The 22145-nt window shown below is 69.9% G+C and carries 20 protein-coding genes; 13 read left to right on the top strand and 7 right to left on the bottom strand.

Going from position 1 to position 22145, the window contains the following annotated elements; genetic code table 11:
- Positions 1-31: 31 nt before the first annotated feature.
- The 5 genes from AC07EQ_RS01725 to AC07EQ_RS01705 all read left to right on the top strand — a co-directional run bounded on the left by AC07EQ_RS01725 (position 32) and on the right by AC07EQ_RS01705 (position 5855).
- Positions 32-1045, top strand: a complete 1014-nt coding sequence (locus tag AC07EQ_RS01725; protein ID WP_478386233.1) for a pyridoxal-phosphate dependent enzyme — start codon at positions 32-34, stop codon at positions 1043-1045.
- A complete protein-coding gene (locus tag AC07EQ_RS01720) occupies positions 1042-2259 on the top strand; it encodes an ATP-grasp domain-containing protein (RefSeq protein ID WP_478386019.1) in 1218 nt (405 codons plus the stop codon). The genes AC07EQ_RS01725 and AC07EQ_RS01720 overlap by 4 nt, the downstream gene beginning before the upstream one ends.
- Before the next feature lies 1 nt (position 2260).
- Positions 2261-3430, top strand: a complete 1170-nt coding sequence (locus AC07EQ_RS01715; RefSeq protein WP_478386018.1) for an MFS transporter — start codon at positions 2261-2263, stop codon at positions 3428-3430.
- Complete coding sequence (locus AC07EQ_RS01710) at positions 3417-4541, top strand: acyl-CoA dehydrogenase family protein (RefSeq protein ID WP_478386017.1); 1125 nt, start codon at positions 3417-3419, stop codon at positions 4539-4541. The genes AC07EQ_RS01715 and AC07EQ_RS01710 overlap by 14 nt, the downstream gene beginning before the upstream one ends.
- Positions 4542-4676: 135 nt before the next feature.
- Positions 4677-5855, top strand: coding sequence for an MFS transporter (locus tag AC07EQ_RS01705; RefSeq protein WP_478386016.1), 1179 nt, complete (start codon positions 4677-4679; stop codon positions 5853-5855).
- Here AC07EQ_RS01705 and AC07EQ_RS01700 read toward each other — a convergent pair.
- The gene (locus AC07EQ_RS01700; RefSeq protein ID WP_478386015.1) at positions 5852-6247 is read right to left on the bottom strand and encodes a hypothetical protein; all 396 of its coding nucleotides are present in this window, start codon (positions 6245-6247) and stop codon (positions 5852-5854) included. The two genes, AC07EQ_RS01705 and AC07EQ_RS01700, sit on opposite strands and share 4 nt — an antisense overlap.
- A gap of 26 nt (positions 6248-6273) precedes the next feature.
- Positions 6274-6753, bottom strand: a complete 480-nt coding sequence (locus AC07EQ_RS01695; protein WP_478386014.1) for a GtrA family protein — start codon at positions 6751-6753, stop codon at positions 6274-6276.
- 285 nt (positions 6754-7038) lie between these two features.
- Here AC07EQ_RS01695 and AC07EQ_RS01690 point away from each other — a divergent pair, with 285 nt between their 5' ends.
- Positions 7039-7719, top strand: a complete 681-nt coding sequence (locus AC07EQ_RS01690) for a DUF899 family protein (RefSeq protein WP_478386013.1) — start codon at positions 7039-7041, stop codon at positions 7717-7719.
- 6 nt (positions 7720-7725) lie between these two features.
- Here the strand turns inward: AC07EQ_RS01690 and AC07EQ_RS01685 are convergent, their stop codons facing one another.
- Together AC07EQ_RS01685 and AC07EQ_RS01680 are read right to left on the bottom strand one after the other, a co-directional pair.
- The gene (locus AC07EQ_RS01685) at positions 7726-8784 is read right to left on the bottom strand and encodes a 2,3-butanediol dehydrogenase (protein WP_478386012.1); all 1059 of its coding nucleotides are present in this window, start codon (positions 8782-8784) and stop codon (positions 7726-7728) included.
- A 98-nt stretch (positions 8785-8882) separates the two neighbouring features.
- A complete protein-coding gene (locus AC07EQ_RS01680) occupies positions 8883-9545 on the bottom strand; it encodes a GntR family transcriptional regulator (protein WP_478386232.1) in 663 nt (220 codons plus the stop codon).
- 187 nt (positions 9546-9732) lie between these two features.
- On the opposite strand from AC07EQ_RS01680, the gene AC07EQ_RS01675 reads away from it, so the two are divergent.
- A complete protein-coding gene (locus AC07EQ_RS01675; RefSeq protein ID WP_478386011.1) occupies positions 9733-10275 on the top strand; it encodes an SRPBCC family protein in 543 nt (180 codons plus the stop codon).
- A gap of 140 nt (positions 10276-10415) precedes the next feature.
- Positions 10416-11366 carry an aldo/keto reductase gene (locus AC07EQ_RS01670; protein ID WP_478386010.1) on the top strand — a complete coding sequence of 317 codons (951 nt, stop codon included), beginning with the start codon at positions 10416-10418 and terminating at the stop codon, positions 11364-11366.
- A 106-nt stretch (positions 11367-11472) separates the two neighbouring features.
- On the opposite strand, the gene AC07EQ_RS01665 is transcribed toward AC07EQ_RS01670, so the two are convergent.
- The gene (locus AC07EQ_RS01665) at positions 11473-13239 is read right to left on the bottom strand and encodes a (2,3-dihydroxybenzoyl)adenylate synthase (RefSeq protein WP_478386009.1); all 1767 of its coding nucleotides are present in this window, start codon (positions 13237-13239) and stop codon (positions 11473-11475) included.
- Positions 13240-13623: 384 nt separating this feature from the next.
- On the opposite strand from AC07EQ_RS01665, the gene pabB reads away from it, so the two are divergent.
- Positions 13624-15720, top strand: coding sequence for an aminodeoxychorismate synthase component I (gene pabB, locus AC07EQ_RS01660; RefSeq protein ID WP_478386008.1), 2097 nt, complete (start codon positions 13624-13626; stop codon positions 15718-15720).
- 160 nt (positions 15721-15880) lie between these two features.
- Positions 15881-16906 carry a methyltransferase gene (locus tag AC07EQ_RS01655; RefSeq protein ID WP_478386007.1) on the top strand — a complete coding sequence of 342 codons (1026 nt, stop codon included), beginning with the start codon at positions 15881-15883 and terminating at the stop codon, positions 16904-16906.
- Between the two features lie 134 nt (positions 16907-17040).
- Here the strand turns inward: AC07EQ_RS01655 and AC07EQ_RS01650 are convergent, their stop codons facing one another.
- On the bottom strand, positions 17041-17763 hold the full coding sequence (locus AC07EQ_RS01650) for an SDR family oxidoreductase (RefSeq protein ID WP_478386006.1): 723 nt from the start codon (positions 17761-17763) through the stop codon (positions 17041-17043).
- Between the two features lie 351 nt (positions 17764-18114).
- On the opposite strand from AC07EQ_RS01650, the gene AC07EQ_RS01645 reads away from it, so the two are divergent.
- Both AC07EQ_RS01645 and AC07EQ_RS01640 read left to right on the top strand, forming a co-directional pair.
- Positions 18115-19356 carry a cytochrome P450 gene (locus AC07EQ_RS01645; protein WP_478386005.1) on the top strand — a complete coding sequence of 414 codons (1242 nt, stop codon included), beginning with the start codon at positions 18115-18117 and terminating at the stop codon, positions 19354-19356.
- Positions 19353-19574 carry a ferredoxin gene (locus tag AC07EQ_RS01640; protein ID WP_478386004.1) on the top strand — a complete coding sequence of 74 codons (222 nt, stop codon included), beginning with the start codon at positions 19353-19355 and terminating at the stop codon, positions 19572-19574. The genes AC07EQ_RS01645 and AC07EQ_RS01640 overlap by 4 nt, the downstream gene beginning before the upstream one ends.
- Before the next feature lie 7 nt (positions 19575-19581).
- Here AC07EQ_RS01640 and AC07EQ_RS01635 read toward each other — a convergent pair whose 3' ends face one another.
- Complete coding sequence (locus AC07EQ_RS01635; RefSeq protein ID WP_478386003.1) at positions 19582-20412, bottom strand: SAM-dependent methyltransferase; 831 nt, start codon at positions 20410-20412, stop codon at positions 19582-19584.
- Between the two features lie 354 nt (positions 20413-20766).
- On the opposite strand from AC07EQ_RS01635, the gene AC07EQ_RS01630 reads away from it, so the two are divergent.
- Entirely contained in the window at positions 20767-22002 is a 1236-nt protein-coding gene (locus AC07EQ_RS01630) for a cytochrome P450 family protein (RefSeq protein ID WP_478386002.1), read from the top strand.
- Positions 22003-22145: the final 143 nt, after the last annotated feature.

Here is a 22145-nt window from a genome sequence, read left to right as displayed (position 1 = left end):
GACCGCGACAGCCCCCGCCGCCGCGGCGACGGTGCACGAGCACATCACCGACGCGCTCAAGACGCCCTCCTTGATCCGGTTGGGCGGCAACGTCGTCCTCGCGCGGTTCGAGACCATGAAGGTCTACGCCGCGCTCGGCGCGGTGCGAACCCTCCTGGAGCGCGGCACGATCCGGCCTGATCAGACCCTTGTGGACAGTTCGAGCGGCATCTACGCGCTGGCGCTGGCGATGGCCTGCCACCGCTACGGCCTGCGCTGCCACATCGTCGCATCGACCACAGTGGACTCCTCGATGCGCGCGCAGCTGGAGGTCCTCGGCGCGACCGTGGACCAGATGCCGCCCTCGCAGGATCTCCGGCTCGACCAGCGGCGGCGCGTGGAGCGCGTGCGGCAACTCCTCGCGGAGCGCCCCGGGATGCACTGGATGCGCCAGTACCACGACGGCGTGCACTACCTGGGCTACCGGGAGTTCGCCGACCTCGTCACCGATGGGCTGCCGGACGGGCCGCTGACGGTGGTCGCCGCGGTCGGCACCGGCGCCTCGTCCGGCGGGCTCGTCGAGTCGCTGCGCGGGCGGGGCCGGGAGGTGCGGCTGCTGGGCGTGCAGCCCTTCGGCAGCGTCACGTTCGGCAGCGACGGCCACAGCGATCCCGATGCGATCATCGCCGGGATCGGCAGCTCGATCTGGTTCGACAACGTGCGCCACCACCTCTACGACTCGGTGCACTGGGTCGACTTCCGGCACGCGATGGCCGGCGCCGTCGGCCTGCTGCGCGAGCACGCCGTGTTCGCGGGTCTGTCGACCGGCGCGGCGCACCTGGTCGCCGGCTGGGAGTCGGCGCGGCATCCGGAGGGCACGCACCTGGTCATCGGCGCGGACACCGGGCACCGCTACGTGGAGCGGGTTTTCGCCCGGCACCGCGAGGCGCTGGACCCCGCCGGGTTGCGGCCGAAGGAGATCAACTCGCTGGACGACCTCGCGCCGCCCTGGTCGGCGATGGAGTGGGCGCGCCGGCGGTGGAGCGGACAGGAGCCGGTGGAATGACGATCGCAGCGCTGGAAGCCCTGACCTTCGGCCTGGGGCGCCTGGTGGACGCCGCCGACCGCGCCGGGCAGCGGCTGTGCCTGCTCACCGGCAACCGCGACATCTACCGGCACGAGCTGTCGCGGCTCGACCCGGGCGCGCTGGACGTCGTCGACGTCGACACCCGCGACATGGCAGCCTGCGCCGCCGAGCTCGAACGGCTTCCCGCGCTCGACGGCCTGATCAACTCCACGGACACCTGGCTGCTGCCGGGCGCCGAGCTCGCGGCCCGGTTCGGCCTGGCGGGCCCGGATCCCGAGGCGGCGCGCACCATTCGCGACAAGCGCGCCGTCCGGGTGCTGATGCACCGGCACGGCCTCAGCCGCGGCACGGCCATCGCGGTGCCCGGCGGCTCGTCGGCGGCCGAACTCGTCCGGCGGGAGGTCGGCCTGCCCGCGGTCCTGAAGGACTCGGCGGGCACCTCCTCGCGCAACGTGTGGCTGGCGCACGACGAGGACCAGTTGCGCAGCGCGGTCGAGGAAGCAGCCGACCAGAAGCTGTTCGGTCGGCTGCTCGCCGAGCCGTTGTTCGCCGGGCCGTTGTACAGCGCGGAAACGCTCACCTGGGCGGGCCGGACCCGGCTGCTGGGAGTCCACAGCAGGCAGCTGTCGCGGCAGCAGCACGTGCGGGAGGAAGCGGCCGCGTTCCCCGTCGCGTTCCCGGACGCGGACCGCGCCGAACTGGAGCAGTGGGTGTCGCGGGTGCTCGCGGTCGCCGGTCACCGCGGCGGGTTCGCGCACGTCGAGTTCGTGCTCACCGCCGACGGGCCGGAACTCGTCGAGATCAACGGCCGGATCGGCGGCGCGATGGTGGGGGAGGCGTTGTGCCGGTCGCTGGGCACCAACGTCTACGAAGCGATGGTCGACATGGCGCTCGGCAAGGAACCGGAACTCCTCGACGCCACCACGGGATCCGGCCCTGCGGTGGCGTTCGTGCTGGTCTACCCCGACCGGACCGGCACGTTCACCGGCATGGCCGGGATCGAGCGGCTGACAGGGTTCCCCGGCAGCCCGGAGTGGTATCCGACGATGACGATCGGGAACCGCATCGAGAGCCTCGGCGACCAGCGCGCCTGCACCGGAATCGTGCTGGCCGAGGCGGCGACGGCCGAACTCGCGCTGCACCGCGCGCTCAGCGCCGCCGGCGGCGTGCACCCGGTCGTCACCGGGCGCTGAGGTGGCCTCGTTCACCCACCGGCAATGGTTCCTGCTGGTCAGCTCGTTCTTCATCGCGCTCGGCGGGTTCGCGGTGCTGCCGTACATGTCGGTGGTGCTGCACCAGCGCCTGGGCCTGAACCTGGGGATCGTCGGCGTCGTCCTCGCGGTCGCCTCGCTCGTGCAGTTCGCCGGGGCGATCGTGGGCGCGGCCGTCGCCGAGCGCATCGGCCTGCAGCGGACCATGGTGCTGGCACTGGTGATCCGCACCGCCGGGTTCGCCGGGTTCGTCGTGGGGCTGCGCTGGCCGGCCGCGGCCATCGCCGCGCTGGTGCTGACCTCCTGCGGCGCGGCGCTCTACCTCCCGGCGAACAAGGCGTACCTACTGCTGGGCGTCGAGGAGGACCGCCGTCCGCTGCTGGTGTCGGCCGGGAACTCGGCGATCAACGGCGGAATCGCGCTCGGGCCGGTCGCCGCCGCGCCGTTCGTGCTCGACGACTCGGCGGCATTGTTCGCAACGGTCGCGGTGCTGTTCGCCGTCGTGACGATCGGGCACGCGCTGCTGCCCGCGGAGCGGGGCGCCGACCGGCCGGTGGGGAAGCCGGACCGCGTGCTGGCCGGAATTCCCCTGCTGCCGTTCGCGATCACCGCCTTGACCCTGTACCTGCACATGTTCTTCTACAACTACCTGGCGGTCTACGCCGTTCCGCGAGTGTCCACAGTGTTCTACGGCATCGCGCTGATGCTCCACTCGCTGGGATTGGTGGTGGTGCAGCCGCTGCTGGCCGGCTGGATCGGGCGGCTGCCCTACTCCCGGGCGATGCTGATCGGCTTCGCCGCGATGGCGACCGGCACGGCCGCGCTGGCGCTCGGCGGCGCAGCCGCGATCCTGGCCGGCGCGCTGGCCATCTGCCTCGGCGAGGTGGTGCTGTTCCTGAAGAACGACCTCGAATCCCTTGCCCGCTCCGGGCGGGCGCCGGCGGTCGTGTTCGGGCAACAGCGCCTCGCGGCCGGGATCGGCGCCTTCGCCAGCGGCATCATCGGCGGCCTCGGCTACGGCGCGTTCGACGGGGCCGGCAACGCCCACCTGTTCTGGCTGGCGGTGGCGGCGCAGTGCGCGCTCCTGCCGCCGCTGCTGGTCATCGTGTTGCGGCGCCGAGAGGATTTCGAGGAGAGACATGGATCTGGCTAGTGCGAAGGCGGTCGCCGATCGACTGCGGGCCGACGCCGCCGACCGGGACCGCGCGAACCGGCGGCCGGTAGACGAGATCGAGCTGCTCCGCACGTCGGGGCTGCTCGCCATCCCGCCGGACGACCACGTGACCACGCACGCGGTGACCAGGATCGTGGCGGCGGCCGACCCGTCCATCGGGCACCTGCTCGGGTACCACTACCTGCACCTGTGGCGGGCCGGGCTGTTCGGGAACCCCGAGGTGGCCGCGCGGATGCGCGCCGAGCACCGGCTGTTCTGGGCGGGCGTGAGCAGCCCGCCCAACACGGCGGAAGCGGGGCTGAAAATGACCACTGTGGACGGAGGTTTCCTGGTCGACGGCCGGCGGACGTTCGCCACCGGTGCCGCCGTCGCGGACCGGCTGATCGCGAGCGCCCGGGACGACGACGGCGAGATCCGCACCTTCCTGGTGGACGCCCGCGCGCCCGGCATCGGCCACCCCGACGACTGGGACAACATCGGGCAACGCCTGTCGGCCAGCGGCAGCGTCGTCTTCGACGACGTGCGCATCGACGCGGACGACGTCCTGGGCTCGCCGCCGAGCGGTGACGTCCGGATCTCCCTGACATCGCTGGCGTTCCAGGCGGTCCTCGCCCAGATCTGCGTGGCGATCGCCGAAGGCGCGCTCGCGGAGGCCGCCGACTACACCCGCCGCCGCGCCCGGCCCTGGCTGCTCAGCGGCGCGGCCGCCGCGACGGAAGACCCGTACGTCCTGGCGGGCTACGGCGAGCTGGTCGCGAGCGTCCGGGCGGCCGGGCTGCTCGCCGACCGCGGCACGGCCGCGCTGCAGGACGCGGCGGATCAGGGCGCCGAGCTGACCGCAGGGCGGCGCGGCGCGGCGGCCGCGACCATCTCCGCGGCGAAGATCGTCGCCACCAGGACCGTCAACGAGACGACGGCCAGGATCTTCGAGCTCCTCGGTGCGAGGGCCACGGCCGGTTCCTTCGGATTCGACCGCTTCTGGCGAAATGCCCGGACCCTGACGCTGCACGACCCGGTGGCCTACAAGGCCCGGGAGCTCGGCGCCCACTACCTCACCGGCGAGCCGCCCGAACCCACCGCGTACAGCTGAGCGGCCGCACATCCGCGTGACCGCGCGCATCCGCCTGTGGAAGTATGCGACCGTCCGCGAACGTGGTGCGGGCCGAACTCGTGTGGCGGTCGTGCCTCGAGTGACGCGGGAGCCTTCTCGGAAAGCGGCAGTTGAATGGCAAGTGGTAACCGGTACGTCCAGCTCGGGCTGATCGCCGCCGTGCAGGTGCTCGCCATGGCGATGTGGTTCTCCGCCTCCGCCGTCGTGCCCGCGCTGCGCGAGGCATGGCACATCAGCGACGTGCAGGCCGTCTGGCTGACCGCATCGGTGCAGGTCGGGTTCGTCGCCGGGGCCATCGTGTCGGCCGCAGCCAACCTGCCCGACCGCTTCCCGCCGCAGCGGGTGGCCGCTTGCTCCGCGCTCGGCGCGGCGGCCGCGACCGTCGCCGTGCCGCTGTTCGCCGACGGCTTCGGGCCCGCGGTGCTGTGCCGACTGTGCGCGGGCTTCTTCCTCGCCGGGGTCTACCCGGTCGGCATGAAGCTGATGGCCTCGTGGTTCGGCGCCGCCGGGCGCGGGCTCGCGCTCGGCGTGCTCATCGGCGCGCTCACCGTCGGCTCCGCGCTGCCGCACCTGATCAAGGGCCTCGACGGCCTGCCGTGGCAGGGCGTGCTCATCACCGCGGCCGCCATCGGGGTCGGGGCGGCGGTGCTGGCGGCGATGTTCGTGCGGCCGGGACCGCACCTGTCCGGCGGCGGCGCGACCCACCGGCCGCGGTACGCGCTCGAGATGTTCCGGGAGCGCGGGCCGAGGCTGGCCAACCTCGGCTACTTCGGCCACATGTGGGAGCTGTACGCGCTGTGGACGTGGCTGCCGTCGTTCGTGGCCGCGAGCACCGGGAGCGGGGAGGCGACCGTCGGCCTGGTCTCGTTCGCGGCCATCGGCGTTGCCGGCGTCCTCGGCTGCCTGCTCGGCGGCTGGGCCGCCGACCGCTTCGGGCGAGCTCCGGCGGCCGGGGCGGCCCTCGTCGTCAGCGGCGCGTGCTGCCTGCTGTCCCCACTGGTGTTCGACGCGTCGTGGCCGCTGCTCCTGGCGCTGCTCACGGTCTGGGGCGCGTCGGTGATCGCCGATTCCGGTGTGTTCTCCACTGCCCTCAGCGAGGTCGCCGACTCCCGCTACATCGGCACGGCGCTGACCGCGCAGACCGCGATCGGCTTCCTGCTGACGGTGGTCACGATCAACCTCGTGCCGGTCCTCTCGGCGCTCGTCGGCTGGCGCTTCGCCTTCCTCGTCCTCGCGCCGGGCCCGATCCTCGGGGCGCTCGCGATGCGCGCGCTGGGGCGCCGGGCGCGCTAGCGGACGCTGCGGAAGTTGTCCGCCGGCACGTGCACGGAGTCGCCCGACTCCAAGGTCACCGCGACCTCGTCGGGCCGCCACTCGACGGACCGGATCCGCGGCTCGCCGGAGCCGAACCGCAGCCGCACCGGGTAGTAGTGGTCGGCCGCGCCCGGGCCGATCCGCAGCTCGTGCCAGGTGCCGGTCAGCCGGGTGACCCGAACCAGGTAGAGCTCGCTCGCCCACCGGGAACCCGAGTACTCGTAGGTCACCCCGGAATCCTGGGACGATTCCTCGTGCAACACCGCCTCGTGCAAGGTGAGGGAGGGGCCGAGGAAGAGCAGCGCGCCGAACAGCACCGCGCCGACGAGGAGTCCTGCCGCGACCGGCAAGATCAGCAGTTTGCGGGACACCGCGCCCAGTATGCCAAGGGCGCGGTTCAGCCGGACTTCTCCCGGAACACCCACCACCGCGATGCGGTGTAGGTGAACGCCGCGACGCACGCCCCGGCGGCCATCCGCGACAGCCGGAAGTCGACGCCCAGCGCCGAAACCCCCGTGGTCACGCCTATCGTGAGCAGGTAGTCGCAGGCGATCACCACCGCGTAGCGGAGGGCCTGGCCGCCGACCGGGGCGTGCGACCGGAAGTTGACCGTGCGGTTGAGCACGAAGTTCAGCCCGAAGGCGGCCACGTACGCCACGGTCACGGCGACGGGCAGCGGCAGCGCGGTCCAGGCGCGCAGCGCCGCCAGGATCCCGAGGTCGATCAGGAACGTGAACCCGCCCAGCAGCAGGAACCCGACGAGTTCGCGGGACAGCACCCGGCGCAGCCGGGCGGGAAGCCGGTCGACCCACGCGGTGAGCAGGTCGCCGACCCGCTCGGCGGTGCTCGTCCTGGTAGTCGTGGTCTGCTCGTCCATCCTCATCCCGCTGCGGCGATGGCGTCGTGGGTCCGCGCCCGACCCCATGAGATCTCGCCGGCGGAGAGTTGTCCGCCGGATCCATGCCGTGGCGGTATTCCTTCGCCAGGTGTTCAGGGGTTGTTCGGCATCCGTTCCGCCACCGTCCCCGAACCGCCGCGATCCCGGGAATGTCCACATTGGATCACCTTCGTGACTACCGGCTGTCAGCGCCGAACTTGGCCGCCGCCCGCGGGCGGCGGACAATGGCAGGGGCAACTGCCGTCGGTGGTCCAGGAGTCAGCGATGCGCCACACCAACCTCACCGCGGAACCGGCCGAGTACGCCGGCGCCCGCGAGGAACTGCGCCAGGCCGAGATCGAGCTGATGCGCCAGCGCGAGCAGGTCGCCGACCTGCGTCGCAGGCTGCCGCCAGGGCCGGTCGTCGACGACTACGCGTTCGAAGAAGGCCCCGCGGACCTCGATGCGGGCGACGAGCCGGTGCGGACCGTGCGGCTGGCCGAGCTGTTCACCGGGCCCGGCCGCGATCTGGTGATCTACCACCTGATGTACGGCAAGCAGCAGACCGAGCCGTGCCCCATGTGCACGATGTGGCTCGACGGCTTCAACGGCGTCGCCCGTCACGTCGCGCAGAACGTCGACCTCGCCGTCGTGGCAGCCGCCGGCCTGCCGGAGCTGCGCGCGCACGCCCGGCAGCGGGGGTGGACGAACCTCCGCCTGCTCAGCGCCGGGACCAGCACGTTCAAGTACGACCTCGGCAGCGAGGACGCGGATGGCATCCAGGACTCGACGGTGTCGGTGTTCACCCGCGACGGCAGCGGATCGGTCCGCCACTTCTACTCGGCGCACCCGCGCATGGCCGAGGACATCGATGAGCGCGGCATCGACCTGCTCAGCCCGGTCTGGCACCTCCTCGACCTCACGCCCCGGGGCCGGGGCGACTGGTTCGCGGCCCTGGACTACTAGCCCGGGTCACTCCGGCCGGACGAGGATCTTGACGTTGGCCTCCTTGTTGCCGACGAGCTCGTCGAATCCCTTCGCCACGATGTCGTCGAGGCCGATGCGGCCGGTGATGAACTGGAACGGGTCGACCAGGCCGCCGGCGATCATCTCGATGGTCGCGGGATGGTCGCCGGCGTAGGCGAGGCTGCCGACCAGGTTGATCTCGCCGAACACCAGATCGTTCATCGCGACCGCGGCCTCGTGGCCCCAGATCGCGACGTTCACGCAGGTGCCGCCGGCACGCGTGGCGCGGATCGCCGACTTCAGCACGGCGTCGATCCCGGCGCACTCGAACGTCACGTCGGCGCCGCGGCCCCCGGTCAGCTCCAGCGCGGCCGCAGTGGCATCCACTGTGGACGGATCGAGCACGTGTTCGGCGCCGGCCGCGTGCGCTTTGGCCTTGCGCACCTCCGCCGGTTCCACGGCGATCACCTGCTCGACGCCCGCCGCCCGGAGCGCGGCGGTGGTCACCAGGCCGATGGGGCCGGTCCCGAAGACCGCGGCGGTGTGCCCCGGGCGGGCGCCGGAGAGCCGCACCGCGTGGTAGGCGACCGCCAGCGGCTCGACGAGCGCCCCGACGTCGGTGCCGAGCTCGCCGAGCGGGTGGATCCAGCGGCGCTCGGCCACGACGAACTGCGAGAATCCGCCGCCCCCGCCGGAAAGCCCGACGAAACCCAGGCTGCGGCAGACGTTGTACCGGCCCTGCAGGCAGGGGTCGCACCGCCCGCACACCAGGTACGGCTCGACGGCGACGCGGTCGCCGACCCGCAGGTCGCGCACCCCGTCGCCGAGCTCGCTGACGACTCCGGCGAACTCGTGGCCGAGCGTGAGGGGCACGGTTTCGCCGGTGAGGGGGTGCGGGGCGCCCGCGCGCGGCGCGAAGATCGGGCCTTCGAGGTATTCGTGCAGGTCGGTGCCGCAGATCCCGCACCACTCGACCGCCACCTTGACGGTACCGGGGCGGGGCGCGGGTTCCGGTACATCGTCGATGCGGATGTCGCCACGGCCGTGGAAGCGTGCTGCTCTCATCGTGGATCCCTCGCTCAGCAGGAGATTGCGGACGCCATCCCGAGGATGCGCCGAGCCGGGCCGACGCGGAACCTGCCGGGCCAGGTCGATGAGGCGGATCAGGCTTCTTCCGCGGGTTCGTGGTGCGTGCGGCCGGTCAGGCCGGCCGCGGTCAGGGTGAGGTGCCGGGCCAGTGCCTCGGCCGCGGCGTCCGCGTCGCGGGCCAGCGCCGCCTCCTCCAGCCGCTGGTGCTCGCCAAGGTGGTCCCGGCCCGGGGTTCGGTGCGCCGACCAGCGGCGAGCCAGCTCGCTCGCGGACCACATCCGGTCGAAGGTCTCCAGCAGGACGGGGTTGCCGCACCCCTCCAGCAAAGTGCGGTGGAAGACCCGGTGCGCTTCGGACCATGCGCCGCTGATGTACTCGCCCTCCTCCGGCGCGAACGCCGGTGTGCGGCTCAGGCGGTGGTGGGCGGCGCGCACGCGGGCCTCCCAGTCGACGTCACCGCGCTCGATGGACATGCGCAGCACGAGCGGTTCGATGGTCCGGCGGGCCTCCGCGATCTCCTGCCAGCGGCGGTCGGAGAAGGCGGGGACGGCGAAGCCGCGGTTGGGCAACCGGTCGGCGAGGCCGTCGCCGACCACCCGCACGAGCGCCTCGCGCACGACAGCCAGGCTCACACCCTGTTCCTTGGCGAGGTCCTGCGGTTTGAGGGCCTCGCCGGGGGCGTAATTCCCGCGCATGATCGCGTCTCGCAGGTGTGCGTAGACCTGCTCGGAGAGCATCTGCTTTCCCGACGAGGTCGAGGTGTGGGCCGTCCGGGGCATCCCGTCAGCGTAGACGATCCGGTGGAAAATCGATTATTTGTGTTATGGTCGATTTGTTGGTGGGCGACCGTGGTGCCTCTACGCAAAGGGCTTCCGCCGGCCGGAACACCGCCACTCCCGCAGCACGGCCCGAAAGGACGACGCTATGAGCGCCAGCGACCCTGCCGCCCTGACCGGTACGGCGGAAACGCCGCGCGTGGGCGAAGACGCCGAACGGATCGAGGTTTCCCGGCTCATCCCCGCCCCGGTCGGCGACATCTTCGAGGTCCTGACCGACCCGAAAGGCCACGTGGACATCGACGCGTCGGGAATGCTCATGGACGCCGAAGGGGAACGGGTCGAGCAGTCCGGCGACCGATTCCTGGTCCACATGGACCGGGACGCCCTCGGGGATGTCCCCCTTGGCAAGTACGACGTCGAGGTCGTCATCACCACGCTCACCCCGGACGAGGAGATCGCCTGGACCGTCGAAGGCCGGCTCCGGCCCCACGCCCGCCACATCTACGGCTACCGCCTGGAGCCGGCCGAGGGCGGCACGCTCGTCACCTCCTACTACGACTGGTCGGAGATCGACGAGGAGTGGAAGGAGCGCATCGTCTTCCCGGTGGTCCCCGAGTCCGCGCTCAAGGCCACTCTCGGGATCCTCGAGCGCACCGTCCGCCGGCGAGCAGCCGCCGAGACCCGCTGAGACCGAAAGATCAACGGGCCGTGCGCCTGAACCGGCCCGGCGCGCGGATGACCTTCCTCGCCCTTCGATCGTCCATTGTGGACGAATGTCGTCGCGGCAGCCCCGGCCGGGCGCGGTGACCTCCGTGAAAGGATGGCCTGGTGACGACGGAGACGAGCGCGGATCGCGTGCTGTACGGGTGCATGGGGCTCGGCGGGAGCTGGGATGCCGAACCCCTCATCGCGGCCGACATCGACGCGGCCGAGGTGGCGATCCAGGCGGCGCTGGAGATCGGGATCACCACGTTCGACCACGCCGACATCTACCGGCGCGGCAAGGCCGAGGCGGCCTTCGGCGAGGTGCTCGCCCGCACGCCCGGGCTGCGCGAACGTGTCGTGCTGCAGACCAAGTGCGGCATCCGGCAGGCCGAGGGCGACCGGCCCGGGATCTACGACCTGCGCGGCGACAGCATCGTCGCGCGGGTGGAGGAGAGCCTCGCCCGACTGCGCACCGACGTGATCGACGTGCTCCTCCTGCACCGGCCCGACCCGCTGGCGGACCCGGAAGACGTCGCCAAGGCGCTCATGTCGCTGCACGAGCAGGGCCTCGTGCGGCGCTTCGGGGTGTCGAACATGAGCGCGGCCCAGATCGCGCACCTGCAGGCGCACCTCGGCGTTCCGCTGGTCGCCAACCAGCTGGAGATGAGCCTGCACCGGCGCGACTGGTGCGAGGCCGGGGTGCTGGTGAACACCGCCGAAGCCGCGTCGATCGGCTTCCCGCTGGGCACGATCGAGCACTGCCGGGCGAACGGGATCTCCCTGCAGGCCTGGGGCCCGCTCGCGCGCGGCCGGTTCACCGGCGGCCAGGAAACGCCGACCGAGCGAGCGACGGCGGAGCTCGTCGCGGCCCTGGCGGAGGAGAAGGGCACGACGGCGGAAACGATCGTGCTGTGGTGGCTGCAGCGCCACCCGGCGAGCATCGCGCCGGTCATCGGCAGCGCCAAGCCGGAGCGGATCCGCGCCTGCCGCGACGCGGCGCAGCGGGAACCCGACCTCACGCACGAGGAGTGGTACAGGCTCTGGATCACGGCCCGCGGCGCCGCGCTGCCCTGACCGGTTCAGCCCGGCGGTCGATGCGGCGATCCTCGCCGGACCAGGAAATGCGGTCGGCTGTTGAGCGGTCGGCGGATTCTCGAACACCGGGACAGGATTTGCCGATTTACGTGCCGAGCGCCTGCGGGCGGCGCGTCGGGGCGACCCCCTCGCCCGCCACCCCCTGGAGTTCACCGCCGTCTGACTTCGAGTGCGCCGACCGCCGCTCGGTTCTCGTTCGCTCCGCAGCCGCGGCGGCTTCGCGAAGTGCGGCGCGGTCCAGCTTGCCCACTCCGATCAACGGCATCGCATCGAGGAGTTGCAGGCGCTCGGGCAGCTTGTACCTGGCCAACCCGCGGGATTCAAGGTGCTGGCGCAGTTCTCGCAGCTCGGGGAGTTTCTCGCCGGCCGGTACCACGTACAGGCATACGATCTCGCCGTGCATTGGGTGCGGCCCGGCGACGGCGGCCACCTCGGCGATGTCGTCCAGCTCCTGGAGGAGCTGCTCCAATTCCTCGGCGCACACCTTCTCGCCGCTGCGGTTGATCACGTTCTTGACCCGCCCGACGACCGCCAGGTTCCCGCTCGGCAGCAGCTGGACCAGGTCGCCGGTCCGGTAGAAACCGTCGGCGGTGAAGGCGTTTTCCGTGGCCGCTTCGTCCCGGTAGTACCCGGCGATCGTGGCCGGGCCACGGGTCAGGAGCTGCCCGGTTCGCCCTGGCAGAACTGGTTCGCCTGCGTCGTCGACGATCAGCAGTTCCTCGGCGGCCGAGACGGGCCTGCCCTGCGAGGACGAAACCACCTCTGCGGGGTCGTCGAGCCGGGTGGAGTTGACCAGCCCTTCGGTCATGCCGTAGACCTGCTGCACCACGGAGCCCAGCACCGACCGGGCCTGTTCGGCCCCGGCAGGGTCCAGCTTGGCGCCCCCGACCTGGACCGCGGCGAGGCTGGAGATGTCGAAGTGATCCGAGCGGAGCACGGTCGACCACTGGCCGAGCAGTGCCGGAACCACGGCGCAGTGCGTCACCCGCTCCCGCTCGATCAGCCGCAATGCCCGCCGTGGGTCTTCGGCGCTGCCGAGCACGACCCGCCCGCCGAAGGCGAGGGTGCCCAGGATTCCCGGACAGGCCAAGGTGAAGGTGTGGGCGGCGGGCATGACCGCGAAGTAGACCGAATCGGCATCGAGCCCGGCGGTCTTGGACGCGGTTCGAATGACGTGGCCGTAGTCCTCGTGCGTGCGGGCGATCATTTTGGGCGGCCCGGAGGTGCCGCTGGAAAGCAGTAGCAAGGCTGCGTCGTGCGGCTCGGAGGCCGGTGGTTGGTGCGCCGGCACCGCCGCACGGGCGGAAGCGCTCGCGGGATCGCACAGTTCGGACAGATCCACGATGTCAGGGCCCGCGGGTGGCTCGCCGGTGAGCAGCAGGGTTTCGAGGTACGGGTGCCGGGGACGCAGTTCCTGCACCATCGCGAGATGATCGAACCGAGGCATGCGGTGCGGCAGGGCCATCGCGCGGGGCCGGACCAACCGCAGGACGCGCTCGATCTCGTATCCCCGCAGTGCCGGCAGGATCAGCATCGGGAGCGCGCCGATGCGCATCAGAGTGAGGACGAGGACGACGAATTCGACGCTGTTCGGGAGCTGCACCACGACTGCGTCGCCGCGACGCATGCCCCTCGACGTCAGCAGCGCGGCCGCGCGATCGACGGAGTTGGCCAGCTCACCGTAGGTCATTCGCCGGTCGCCGGCCACCAGCGCGCACTTCGACGGGACGCGATTGCCGTGGCGCAGGACGAGTCGGTCCAACGTCACGGGCTGCCACCACCCGTCCGCGCGGTACCGCTGCGCGCGTTCCGCGGGGATGCGGGGAATCGTCGGCTGATCCCGAATCGTCATCAGTGCCCCTCGATGAGGCCGTCGAGTTCGGCCATGAATTCGCCCAGTCCGCTCTTTGCCTTGGTTTCGATCTCACTTTTATAGGCAGCTGCCGAGTTGGCGGGCAACTCGATTCGCCGAACGAACCTCCATCGGGTAACCGTTCGGTTTGTCGCGAACTTTGCTCGGTTTCAACGAAATCAACCCGGGGGACAGTCGATCGGGCGAACTGATCGGCAGGTCTTACAGTGCCGGGACCCAGGCGCATCGGGAAATGCCGCGATGCGCGCCTGAGTCTTGCTCGGGAGACACGCGTCACCCACCACTCGGCTCGCCGCTGTGACGCGAGGAATCCAGAATGGACGCGCGTGTCCCAGTCCCGGAATTCTGCAGGAAGGTCGACGCATGCGGACCTTGATCGTCGATAACTATGATTCGTTCACCTACAACCTCGCCCACTACCTTGCTGAAGCCAACGGAGAGCAGTGCGAGGTCATTCGCAATGACGATCCGAGTTTTCGGCTGCAGGGCCTGCAATACTTCGACAACGTGGTCCTGTCTCCAGGGCCAGGCCATCCCGGGCGGGCGTCGGACTTCGGCATCAGTGCGGACATCGTCCAGTACGCCGATTTGCCCTTGCTGGGCGTGTGCTTGGGCCATCAGGGATTGTGCTCCGCATACGGCGGGAAGGTCGGTCCTGCGGCTGAAGTGCGTCACGGCCGGCTCTCGCCGGTCGTCCACGGCGGCGAGTCGCTCTTCACCGGCGTGCCTTCACCTTTCTCCGTGGTTCGCTACCATTCCCTGGTCGTGGTTGAACTTCCTGACGATCTCGTCGCGGATGCTTGGACTCCGGACGGGGTTCTGATGGCTGTTCACCACCGGAACCGCCCACAGTGGGGAGTCCAGTTCCACCCAGAGTCGATCTGCACGGCGTACGGCGATCGCATGCTGCGGAACTTCACCGACCTGACCAGGCAATGGCAGCGCACGACGGGAAGACGGACGCGACTACCTCGCCAACGGCAGCGCAGCACTGTCCCCGATCGCACTCCGCCCAGCGCGCGATTCCGGGTCATCGTCGAGGAACTGGCGGACTGGTGTGATCCAGAGCGCGTGTTCGACCAGTTCTTTCGATGCAGCGAGTACTCGTTCTGGCTGGACAGCAGTCTCTCCGACGGTGCCAACGGGCGATTCTCGTTCATGGGTGATGCGACGGGCCGGCTCGCCCGAGTAGTGGAGGCCGATACGTGGCGCGGCACGACGGTCGTCCGCTCCGCGGCTGGAAAGGAGGAAATCCGGGGAGCTTTCCTGGACTGGCTCGAGGCCGATCTCGATTCCCTGGTGGTGGATGTCCCGCCCTTGCCGTTCGACTTCGCCCTGGGGTGGGTCGGCTACCTCGGGTACGAGCTGAAGTCCGAGTGCGGCGGACGCCGTGCACATCGGGCCGAGACTCCGGATGTCACGATGATCTTCGCGCCGCACGCCGTCGCTTTCGACCATCATGAGCGCCGGGCGTACTTGCTGGCCTTGGCCGAAGTGGACGACGAAACCGCTGCCAGGCAATGGATGCGGGAGACGGAAGCGCAGTGGAACGCGATGTGCGCGCTCGGCGCGGCCCTGCGGGAACCCGCACCGTCGACAGCGGCCGAGGGTCTCGAATTGCGCCACGATAGGCAGCACTACCTCGACCTCATCGAGGAGTGCCAGCGCCAGATCCGGGCGGGCGAGACCTACGAGGTATGCCTGACGAACATGGCCCATGGGCGTGCGGCCGTCGATCCGTGGGACGGCTATCGCTTCCTGCGCGCGCACAGTCCAGCGCCGTTCGCCGCGCTGCTCAGGTTCGGTGCGTTGTCGGTCTTGAGCACCTCGCCGGAAAGGTTCCTCCGGATCTCCGCCGATCGCGTGGTGGAATCCAAGCCCATCAAAGGAACCCGGCCCCGCTCGGACGATCTGCGCGAGGACCGGCGACTTCGAGAGGAACTGCGGGCCAGTGAAAAGGATCGCGCTGAGAACCTGATGATCGTCGACCTGGTTCGAAACGACCTCAGTACCTGTGCGGAGCCGGGTTCGGTGCACGTCCACGAGCTGTTCGACGTGGAGTCCTTCGCCACCGTGCACCAGCTCGTGAGCACCGTCCGAGCGCGACTGCGGGCGGATGCCTCAGCGGTGTCCTGCGTGCGGGCGGCTTTTCCCGGAGGCTCGATGACCGGTGCCCCCAAGATCCGCACGATGCAGATCATCGATGAACTGGAGGAAGGTGCGCGGGGAATCTACTCCGGCGCACTCGGCTACTTCTCCCTCAACGGAGCCACGGATCACAGCATCGTCATCCGCACGCTGGTGGTTGACGCGGGACGGGTGAGCTTCGGAGTGGGCGGGGCGATCACCGCGTTGTCCGACCCGGACGAGGAATGGGAGGAGACCGCGGTGAAGGCGGTGGGGCTGCTGCGGCTGTTCGGCGAGCGTTTCCCCGATCACGACGTCGTGCACAGCGAGTGAGCCGACGTGCTCGCCATGGCATGAGGTGAGCCGGCCGCCAACCGCGTGGCGAGGTGAGTTCCCGCAGAGATCGCACCCATTCCGGTATTTGTCGATTCTGGCGCTCGCGGCGGCTCTGAATTTGCGGTTAGCCTCTCGTCGTCGACATCGGAGGTTGAACATGGGAAAACCCGAGGACGATTTGGACGCCATTCTCGGCGCGCAGTGGAACTTTCATCTCCTCGGCGCTGCGGCCAGATTGGGAGTTGCCGATGAGTTCGCCGAAGGGCCTCGTACGGCGGCCGACTTGGCCGCGGCGATCGGGGCCGGTGACGTCAAAGCGGTGTCCGCATTCCTCAACAACGCCGAGTCGGTCGGTCTCGTGCAGCGGGTCGATGCGGATCGATTCGCGGAAACTCCGATGCTCACCCTGCTTCGGCGTGATGGGGGTGCGTATCGCAGCATCGTGTTGATGCTCACATCGCCTGGAATCTGCCGTCCCGCGGAGATGCTGCACAGCGTTGTGCTGCACGGCCGATCGCACACCGAAGACGCGCTTGGGCAGGGGTTGTGGTCGTACTATCAGGAAAACCCGGAAGAGGCGGCCGCATTCGCCGATTTCATGAGCGAGCTGTCCGGCATGGTGGCCGACTCGGTGCTGTCCCGGTACTCATTCCGCGAGCACCGCAAGGTCGTGGACGTCGGCGGCAGCAATGGCACATTCTTGTCCCGCATTTTGTCGGAGTACCCGGATGTCGCCGGAGTTCTGTTCGATTTGCCGCACGCAGTCGAAAGGGCGCGAAGGATCATTGCGGAGCGTGGATTGAGTTCTCGCGTCGAGTTCGTCGGCGGTAGCTTCTTCCAAAAGGTTCCCGAAGGGGGTGACGTCTATTTGTTGAAGTGCGTGCTGTCCGACTGGGATGACGAGAGTTGCGCGCGAATCCTGTCGCGGTGCCGGGAGGCAGCGCAGCCTGGAACTCCAGTGGTCGTCATCGATTGGCTGTACCGCGAGGAGTCGGCGCAGCTGTTCGACGCGATCCATTTGCGGCAGTTGGCCAGGGTCGATGGGAAGGTGCGGACGTTGCCGGAGTATGAATCCCTTTTCGAGGCAGCCGGTCTCGCACTCAAAAGGGTCGACAGTCCGGCGGAGGGCGATGCGGTGGCGGAGTGGGTTCCGGCCACCGTGTTCGAGACGATTCGCCGTTAGCTCGGGGCTGCGAGCACGCAAGCGACTTCGGGGTCCTTCGCCCCGATCGTCGCCGTGCACCAGCCGGCGGATGGCGTGATCGACCTCCTGCCCGGAGGTGGCCGATTCGGTTGGCCGAGCGTGGTTGTTGTGGCTCATGCCGACTGCGGGGTGGGTGGCGTGGGCCGGTGCCCGGACGCGATCTGCTCGACCTGCGCGACGACCGCCGCCTGCCACTCGGAGGGAACGACGGCGAAGACGCCGTCGTCGACGGCCCGCAGCGCCTCGTGCGCGACGAGGCCCGGCTCGATCCCGTCCGGCGACATGCCGGTGGAGACCAGCGCCGGGCAGATCATGGTGACCCGAACCGGTGTGCCGGCCAGGGCCATCGCCGCATGCTGGGCGACGGCGACGACGGCGTGCTTCGACGGTCCGTACGCCCCGCCGCCCGGGAAGACCGTGAGGCCCGCCAGCGATGCGGTGATCAGCACATGGGCCTGCTCACCGGAGGCGAGCAGGCCCGGCACGAACGCCCGCAGCCCGTTGACGACGCCGCCGACGTTGATGGCGAACACGCGGTCCCACTCGTCGGCAGGCACCTCCCACGGCGCGCCCAGCGACGCTCCCACCACACCGGCGTTGAGGCAGATCAGGCGCGCCTGCGGAGCCTGCGCGGCCAGGGCGCTCATCGCGGCCGGGTCGGAGACATCGGCCGCCACCCCCGTCGCGCCGAGCCGCTCCGCGGTCGCGGAGAGCGCGTCGGCGTCGACGTCGGCCAAGACCAGGTCGGTGCCCCTGGCGTGGAGCGCCTCGGCCAGTGCCTGCCCGATCCCGCTCGCGGCACCGGTGATGACTGCGGTCAGCGCATCGCTTGCCAAGGACTTCCTCCAGGGTTCGCCGGAATGATCGAGAAGCAGCTTAGGCCGGGCGACAGCGACGGCGCACACCATTAACGACCGATCGTCGAATTGTTGTGGCGATGCGCGCGGTGTTGGGAGCGGAAGGTCGGGAATACCTGGCCGTGCAACAGGTTCACCCCGTGGTACCGGATGGGTGGCATGACGAGTGTTGCGGGGAAGTGGTTGCAGCACAACGAAATTGAACAGGTCGCGAACATTGGGAAGTGGCCGCCGGGATGTCCTTCTTCGATCGAGTGGCGAACCAGGCAGGACGGTGGTGCAGGCCGTAACTTACGCGTCGGCAACGGTCGATGGCACTTGGAGCGTCGCATGTCGGAACCGAGGAAGTTCCCGTTCAGCGAGCAGAAGCGATTGGAGGTCGACCCGCTCTACGCGGTGCTCCGCGCGCAGGAGCCGGTGTGCCGGGTCCAGTTCCCCTACGGGGAACCCGCTTGGCTGGCGACCCGGTACGAGGACGTCAAGGTGGTGCTGACCGATTCCCGGTTCGGCTGCGCGGCCGTGCTCGACCACGACGAGCCACGGACCCAGCCGACGAAGAACCAGGGCGGCATCCTGACCATGGACCCGCCTGAGCACACCCGGCTGCGCAAACTCGTCGCGAAGGCGTTCACGCAGCGCCGGGTCGAGCAGTTGGGCCCGCGAGTCCAGGAGATCGCCGGCAGGTTCGTGGACCGCATGATCGAGCAAGGGCCGCCGGTGGACTTCGTCGCGGGGTTCGCCCGGGTGTTCCCGATCACGGTCGTCTGCGAGCTGCTCGGTGTACCGGATGAGCGGCAGGCCGAACTCCGGGTGTGGTCCGACGGGTTCATGGCGACCGACAGATTCACGCCGGAGCAGACCGAGGAGTGCATGAGCCTCATGGCCGGCTACATGGCCGAACTGATCGAGCGACGGCGAGCGGAACCCGAGGACGACCTCATCAGCGTGCTGATCCAGGCCCGTGACCAGCACGACAAGCTCACCGAAGAGGAGATGGCGCGGCTCGCGATCACACTCCTGGTCGCCGGGCAGGAGACCACCTCGACGGAACTCGCGAACTCCGCGTACGCATTGCTGACCCATCCCCGGGAGCTCCAATGGTTGCTCGCCGACCTCGATCGGGTCCCGCGGGCGGCCGAGGAGCTGATGCGATACCTGCCGCTGGGCTTCGTCGGCGGGCTTCCGCGCTATGCCAAGGAAGATGTGGAACTGGGCGGGGTGACGATCCGCGCCGGTGAGCCGGTGGTCGTCGACATCCGGTCGGCGAACCGCGACGAGGCGGTCTTCGCCGACGGCGATCGTCTCGATCTGTCCCGGGTGGACAACCCGCACTTCGGTTTCGGGCACGGCCCGCACTTCTGCATCGGTGCGCAGCTCGCCCGGCTGATGCTGCAGGTCGGGCTCCGCACGCTGCTGGACCGGCTGCCCGGCCTGCGCTTCGCAGGCGACGAGGACGACGTGGTGTGGGGGGAGGGGATGATTCTCTACAGCCCGTCGCGCCTGGACATCGCGTGGAACACGGCTGAACTGGGCGTGACCCGCGCCGAATCCGCCCGAACGGTCGTCCGGTGAGCTGGTCGATCGAGGTGGACGCCGATACCTGCATCCGCTCCGCGCTGTGCGTCGGGATCGCGCCCGAGCACTTCGAGCTGGTGGAGGGGGTCTCCTGCCCGCGCCGGTCGGAGGCCGGTCCGGCCGAGGAGGTGACCGACGCGGCGGAGTCCTGCCCGGTCGAGGCGATCACCGTGCGGGACACCGGCACCGGCGACGTGCCGGCGCCCGAGCGGTGAGCCCCGGTCAGCCGCGCGGCTTGGCCGCGACGAACACCGCGTAGCCCAGCGCCGATCCGTCGGCGATCCTGGGCAGCGTTTCGCGCGCCTCGGCCCAGTAGTCCTCCTGGCCGGACGGGGTGGTGAAGGTGTGTTGCAGGCGGGCGATGTTCTCCTGGACCACCGCCAGGGTCTGCCGCCAGCTGCGGTCGGAGACGTCGATCGCCTCCACCATGACGAGGCCGGCGTCCGCGACCGCCTCGGCGTAGTCCTCCAGCGTCGGCATGGCGGAGATGTGGAACCCGGCGAACCGTTCCTCGACGGCGGTCTGCTCGTCCAGGTCGGCGCCGCGCCGGATGAAGTCCGCGACGGCGAGCCTGCCGCCGGGGCGCAGCACGTGTGCGGCCTGCGACAGCGCGCGGCGGCGGTCGGGCATGTGCAGCAGGGACTCGAAGAACCATGCCGCGTCGAAGGATTCCGGCGGGAAGGGCAGGTCCAGGGCGTCGGCGAACGCGAAGCGCACCCGGTCCTGCAGGCCTTCCGCCGTCGCGCGTTCGGTCGCCGCGGCGAGCTGCTGGCGGCTGACGTTGACGCCCACCACGTCGACGTTCCTGGCGCGCGCCAGGCGGACGGCGGGTTCCCCGATGCCGCAGCCGATGTCGAGCACGGACCGCGCCGGCTCGACCGCCAGCTTCTCGATCATCAGGTCGGTCATGTTGTCGGCGGCCTCCCGCATGCTGCGGGTGCCGTCGTCCCAGAGTCCGAAGTGGAGGCTGCCGTCCAGCAGCGCGGTGAACACGTCGCCGTGCTCGTCGTGGATTTCACCGGCGCCCGGTGATGGTCGCTGTGCTCGGTTCATCTCGTGGGTCTCGCCTTCGAGGCTGCGGTGATTGCGGAATTCGTTTCGGCGCGATCCGGCCGTGCCGGGCCGGAAGAGTTTTTGGGGACCGCACTGCACGCTATTGCAGCGGAATGGGGTGCTGCAACCGAGGAAACGACTTCGACCTGATCGTGGAATCGCCTCGGAAAAGTGGATCAGCGGCGCCGTTTCGTCGCGTCGCGTGCGGGTGTCGATAATCCGCTGGGGTGAACCGGTGGAATACCGGGTGTCGGCGATTCTCGGCCGTTGCTGGGGCATTTCGGGACACCTAGCATCGAGTTCGTCGTCCGCAATTCTCACCGAATGTTCGAGCATCGGATTACAGGAGGAAAGATGGGCACGAGCGACGTGGCCGGCCCGGTGGAACTGTCCATGAGCGACGAGTTCTTGGCCAATCCCCACCCGTGCCTCGCGGCTTGGCGGGAGAGCGGTCCGGCGCAACCGGTCGTCCTGCCGGACGGGCGCGAGTGCTGGGTGGTGACGCACTATCCCGACGTCGTGAACGTGCTGTCCAGTCCTCACGTGAGCTGCGACCTCTCGCCGGAGCGCAGCGGCGCCGACGAGGTGGCTCCGGAGGTGGCCGAGGCGTTCCGGTCCATCCGGCAGGGACTGTTCATCAACATGGATCCGCCCGACCACACCCGGTTGCGCAAACTGGTGGTGCGCGAGTTCAGCGCGCGCCGTGTGGAAGCGCTGCGGCCGCAGGTGCGGGCCATCGCCGACAGGCTGCTGGATGCGTTGCACGGCGAGGACGAAGTCGACCTCGTCCGCTCTTACAGCTATGCGTTCCCGGTGTCCGTGCTGTGCGCGCTGCTCGGCATTCCGGAAGCGGACGCCGTGCAGTTCCGGGAGTGGACCAACCAGGCGCTCGGATTCGTCGGAGACCCGGAAAAGGCACCCCAGGTGGTCTCCGCCGTGAACTCCTTCTACGCCTACTTCGAGGAATTGCTCGACGCCAAGCGCAGGAATCCGGAGGACGACCTGCTGAGCGCGCTCGTGACGGGTGCCGGCGGTGAAGTGGCCGATCGGGAGCTCGCCGGCGTGGCGCTGCTGCTGTTCGTCGCCGGGCACGAGACGACGTCCCACTCGCTGGCGCTCGGCGTGCTGTCCCTGCTGGACCACCCGGCGGAACTCGCCGCCGTGCGGGAAGATCCCACCGCGTTGGCGGCCCACGTCGACGAACTGCTGCGCTACGACGGGCCGTCCACGCCGGGTGTTTTCCGCTTCACCACGGCGGACATCCAGCTCGACGACACCACGATCCCCGCCGGCTCCTGGGTGCTCGCGTCGCTGGCCGCCGCGAACCGCGACCCCGAGCGCTTCGCCTCGCCGGACGTGCTGGACTTCGACCGCGCGGAGAACGGGCACGTCGCGTTCGGGCGGGGAATGCACTACTGCCTCGGTGCTTCCCTGGCCAAGGTCGAGATGGAGATCGGCCTCGGCTCGCTCTTCGTGCGCTACCCGAACCTCGAACTGGCCGTGCCGGTCGAGAAGTTGCGATGGCGGCCCGGCTACATGCGCGCAGTGGAGGAACTCCCGGTGCGCCTGGGCCCGCTCCGGACGAGCTGACCTCGGCCGGTGGGGGGGGGGGGGGGGGCCCCCCCCCCCCCCCCCCCCCCCCAAACCCAAAAAACCAGCCAGGGAAGACAAAACCCCACACCCCCCCCCCCCCCCTTCACACCCTCCTTTTTTACACCCCCCAACGAGGACAA

The organism is Saccharopolyspora sp. NPDC045839, from assembly GCF_056431645.1.
This window is presented reverse-complemented; position numbering and strand designations above follow the sequence as displayed.

What these genes read in the sequence shown, in the direction of transcription:
- AC07EQ_RS01690 (WP_478386013.1), top strand. Translation starts at nt 7,039, where the DNA reads ATGCGCCACACCAACCTCACCGCGGAACCGGCCGAGTACGCCGGCGCC.
- AC07EQ_RS01680 (WP_478386232.1), bottom strand. Translation starts at nt 9,545, where the DNA reads ATGCTCTCCGAGCAGGTCTACGCACACCTGCGAGACGCGATCATGCGC.
- AC07EQ_RS01705 (WP_478386016.1), top strand. Translation starts at nt 4,677, where the DNA reads ATGGCAAGTGGTAACCGGTACGTCCAGCTCGGGCTGATCGCCGCCGTG.
- AC07EQ_RS01665 (WP_478386009.1), bottom strand. Translation starts at nt 13,239, where the DNA reads ATGACGATTCGGGATCAGCCGACGATTCCCCGCATCCCCGCGGAACGC.
- AC07EQ_RS01675 (WP_478386011.1), top strand. Translation starts at nt 9,733, where the DNA reads ATGAGCGCCAGCGACCCTGCCGCCCTGACCGGTACGGCGGAAACGCCG.
- pabB (WP_478386008.1), top strand. Translation starts at nt 13,624, where the DNA reads ATGCGGACCTTGATCGTCGATAACTATGATTCGTTCACCTACAACCTC.
- AC07EQ_RS01695 (WP_478386014.1), bottom strand. Translation starts at nt 6,753, where the DNA reads ATGGACGAGCAGACCACGACTACCAGGACGAGCACCGCCGAGCGGGTC.
- AC07EQ_RS01655 (WP_478386007.1), top strand. Translation starts at nt 15,881, where the DNA reads ATGGGAAAACCCGAGGACGATTTGGACGCCATTCTCGGCGCGCAGTGG.
- AC07EQ_RS01720 (WP_478386019.1), top strand. Translation starts at nt 1,042, where the DNA reads ATGACGATCGCAGCGCTGGAAGCCCTGACCTTCGGCCTGGGGCGCCTG.
- AC07EQ_RS01645 (WP_478386005.1), top strand. Translation starts at nt 18,115, where the DNA reads ATGTCGGAACCGAGGAAGTTCCCGTTCAGCGAGCAGAAGCGATTGGAG.
- AC07EQ_RS01635 (WP_478386003.1), bottom strand. Translation starts at nt 20,412, where the DNA reads ATGAACCGAGCACAGCGACCATCACCGGGCGCCGGTGAAATCCACGAC.
- AC07EQ_RS01630 (WP_478386002.1), top strand. Translation starts at nt 20,767, where the DNA reads ATGGGCACGAGCGACGTGGCCGGCCCGGTGGAACTGTCCATGAGCGAC.
- AC07EQ_RS01710 (WP_478386017.1), top strand. Translation starts at nt 3,417, where the DNA reads ATGGATCTGGCTAGTGCGAAGGCGGTCGCCGATCGACTGCGGGCCGAC.
- AC07EQ_RS01685 (WP_478386012.1), bottom strand. Translation starts at nt 8,784, where the DNA reads ATGAGAGCAGCACGCTTCCACGGCCGTGGCGACATCCGCATCGACGAT.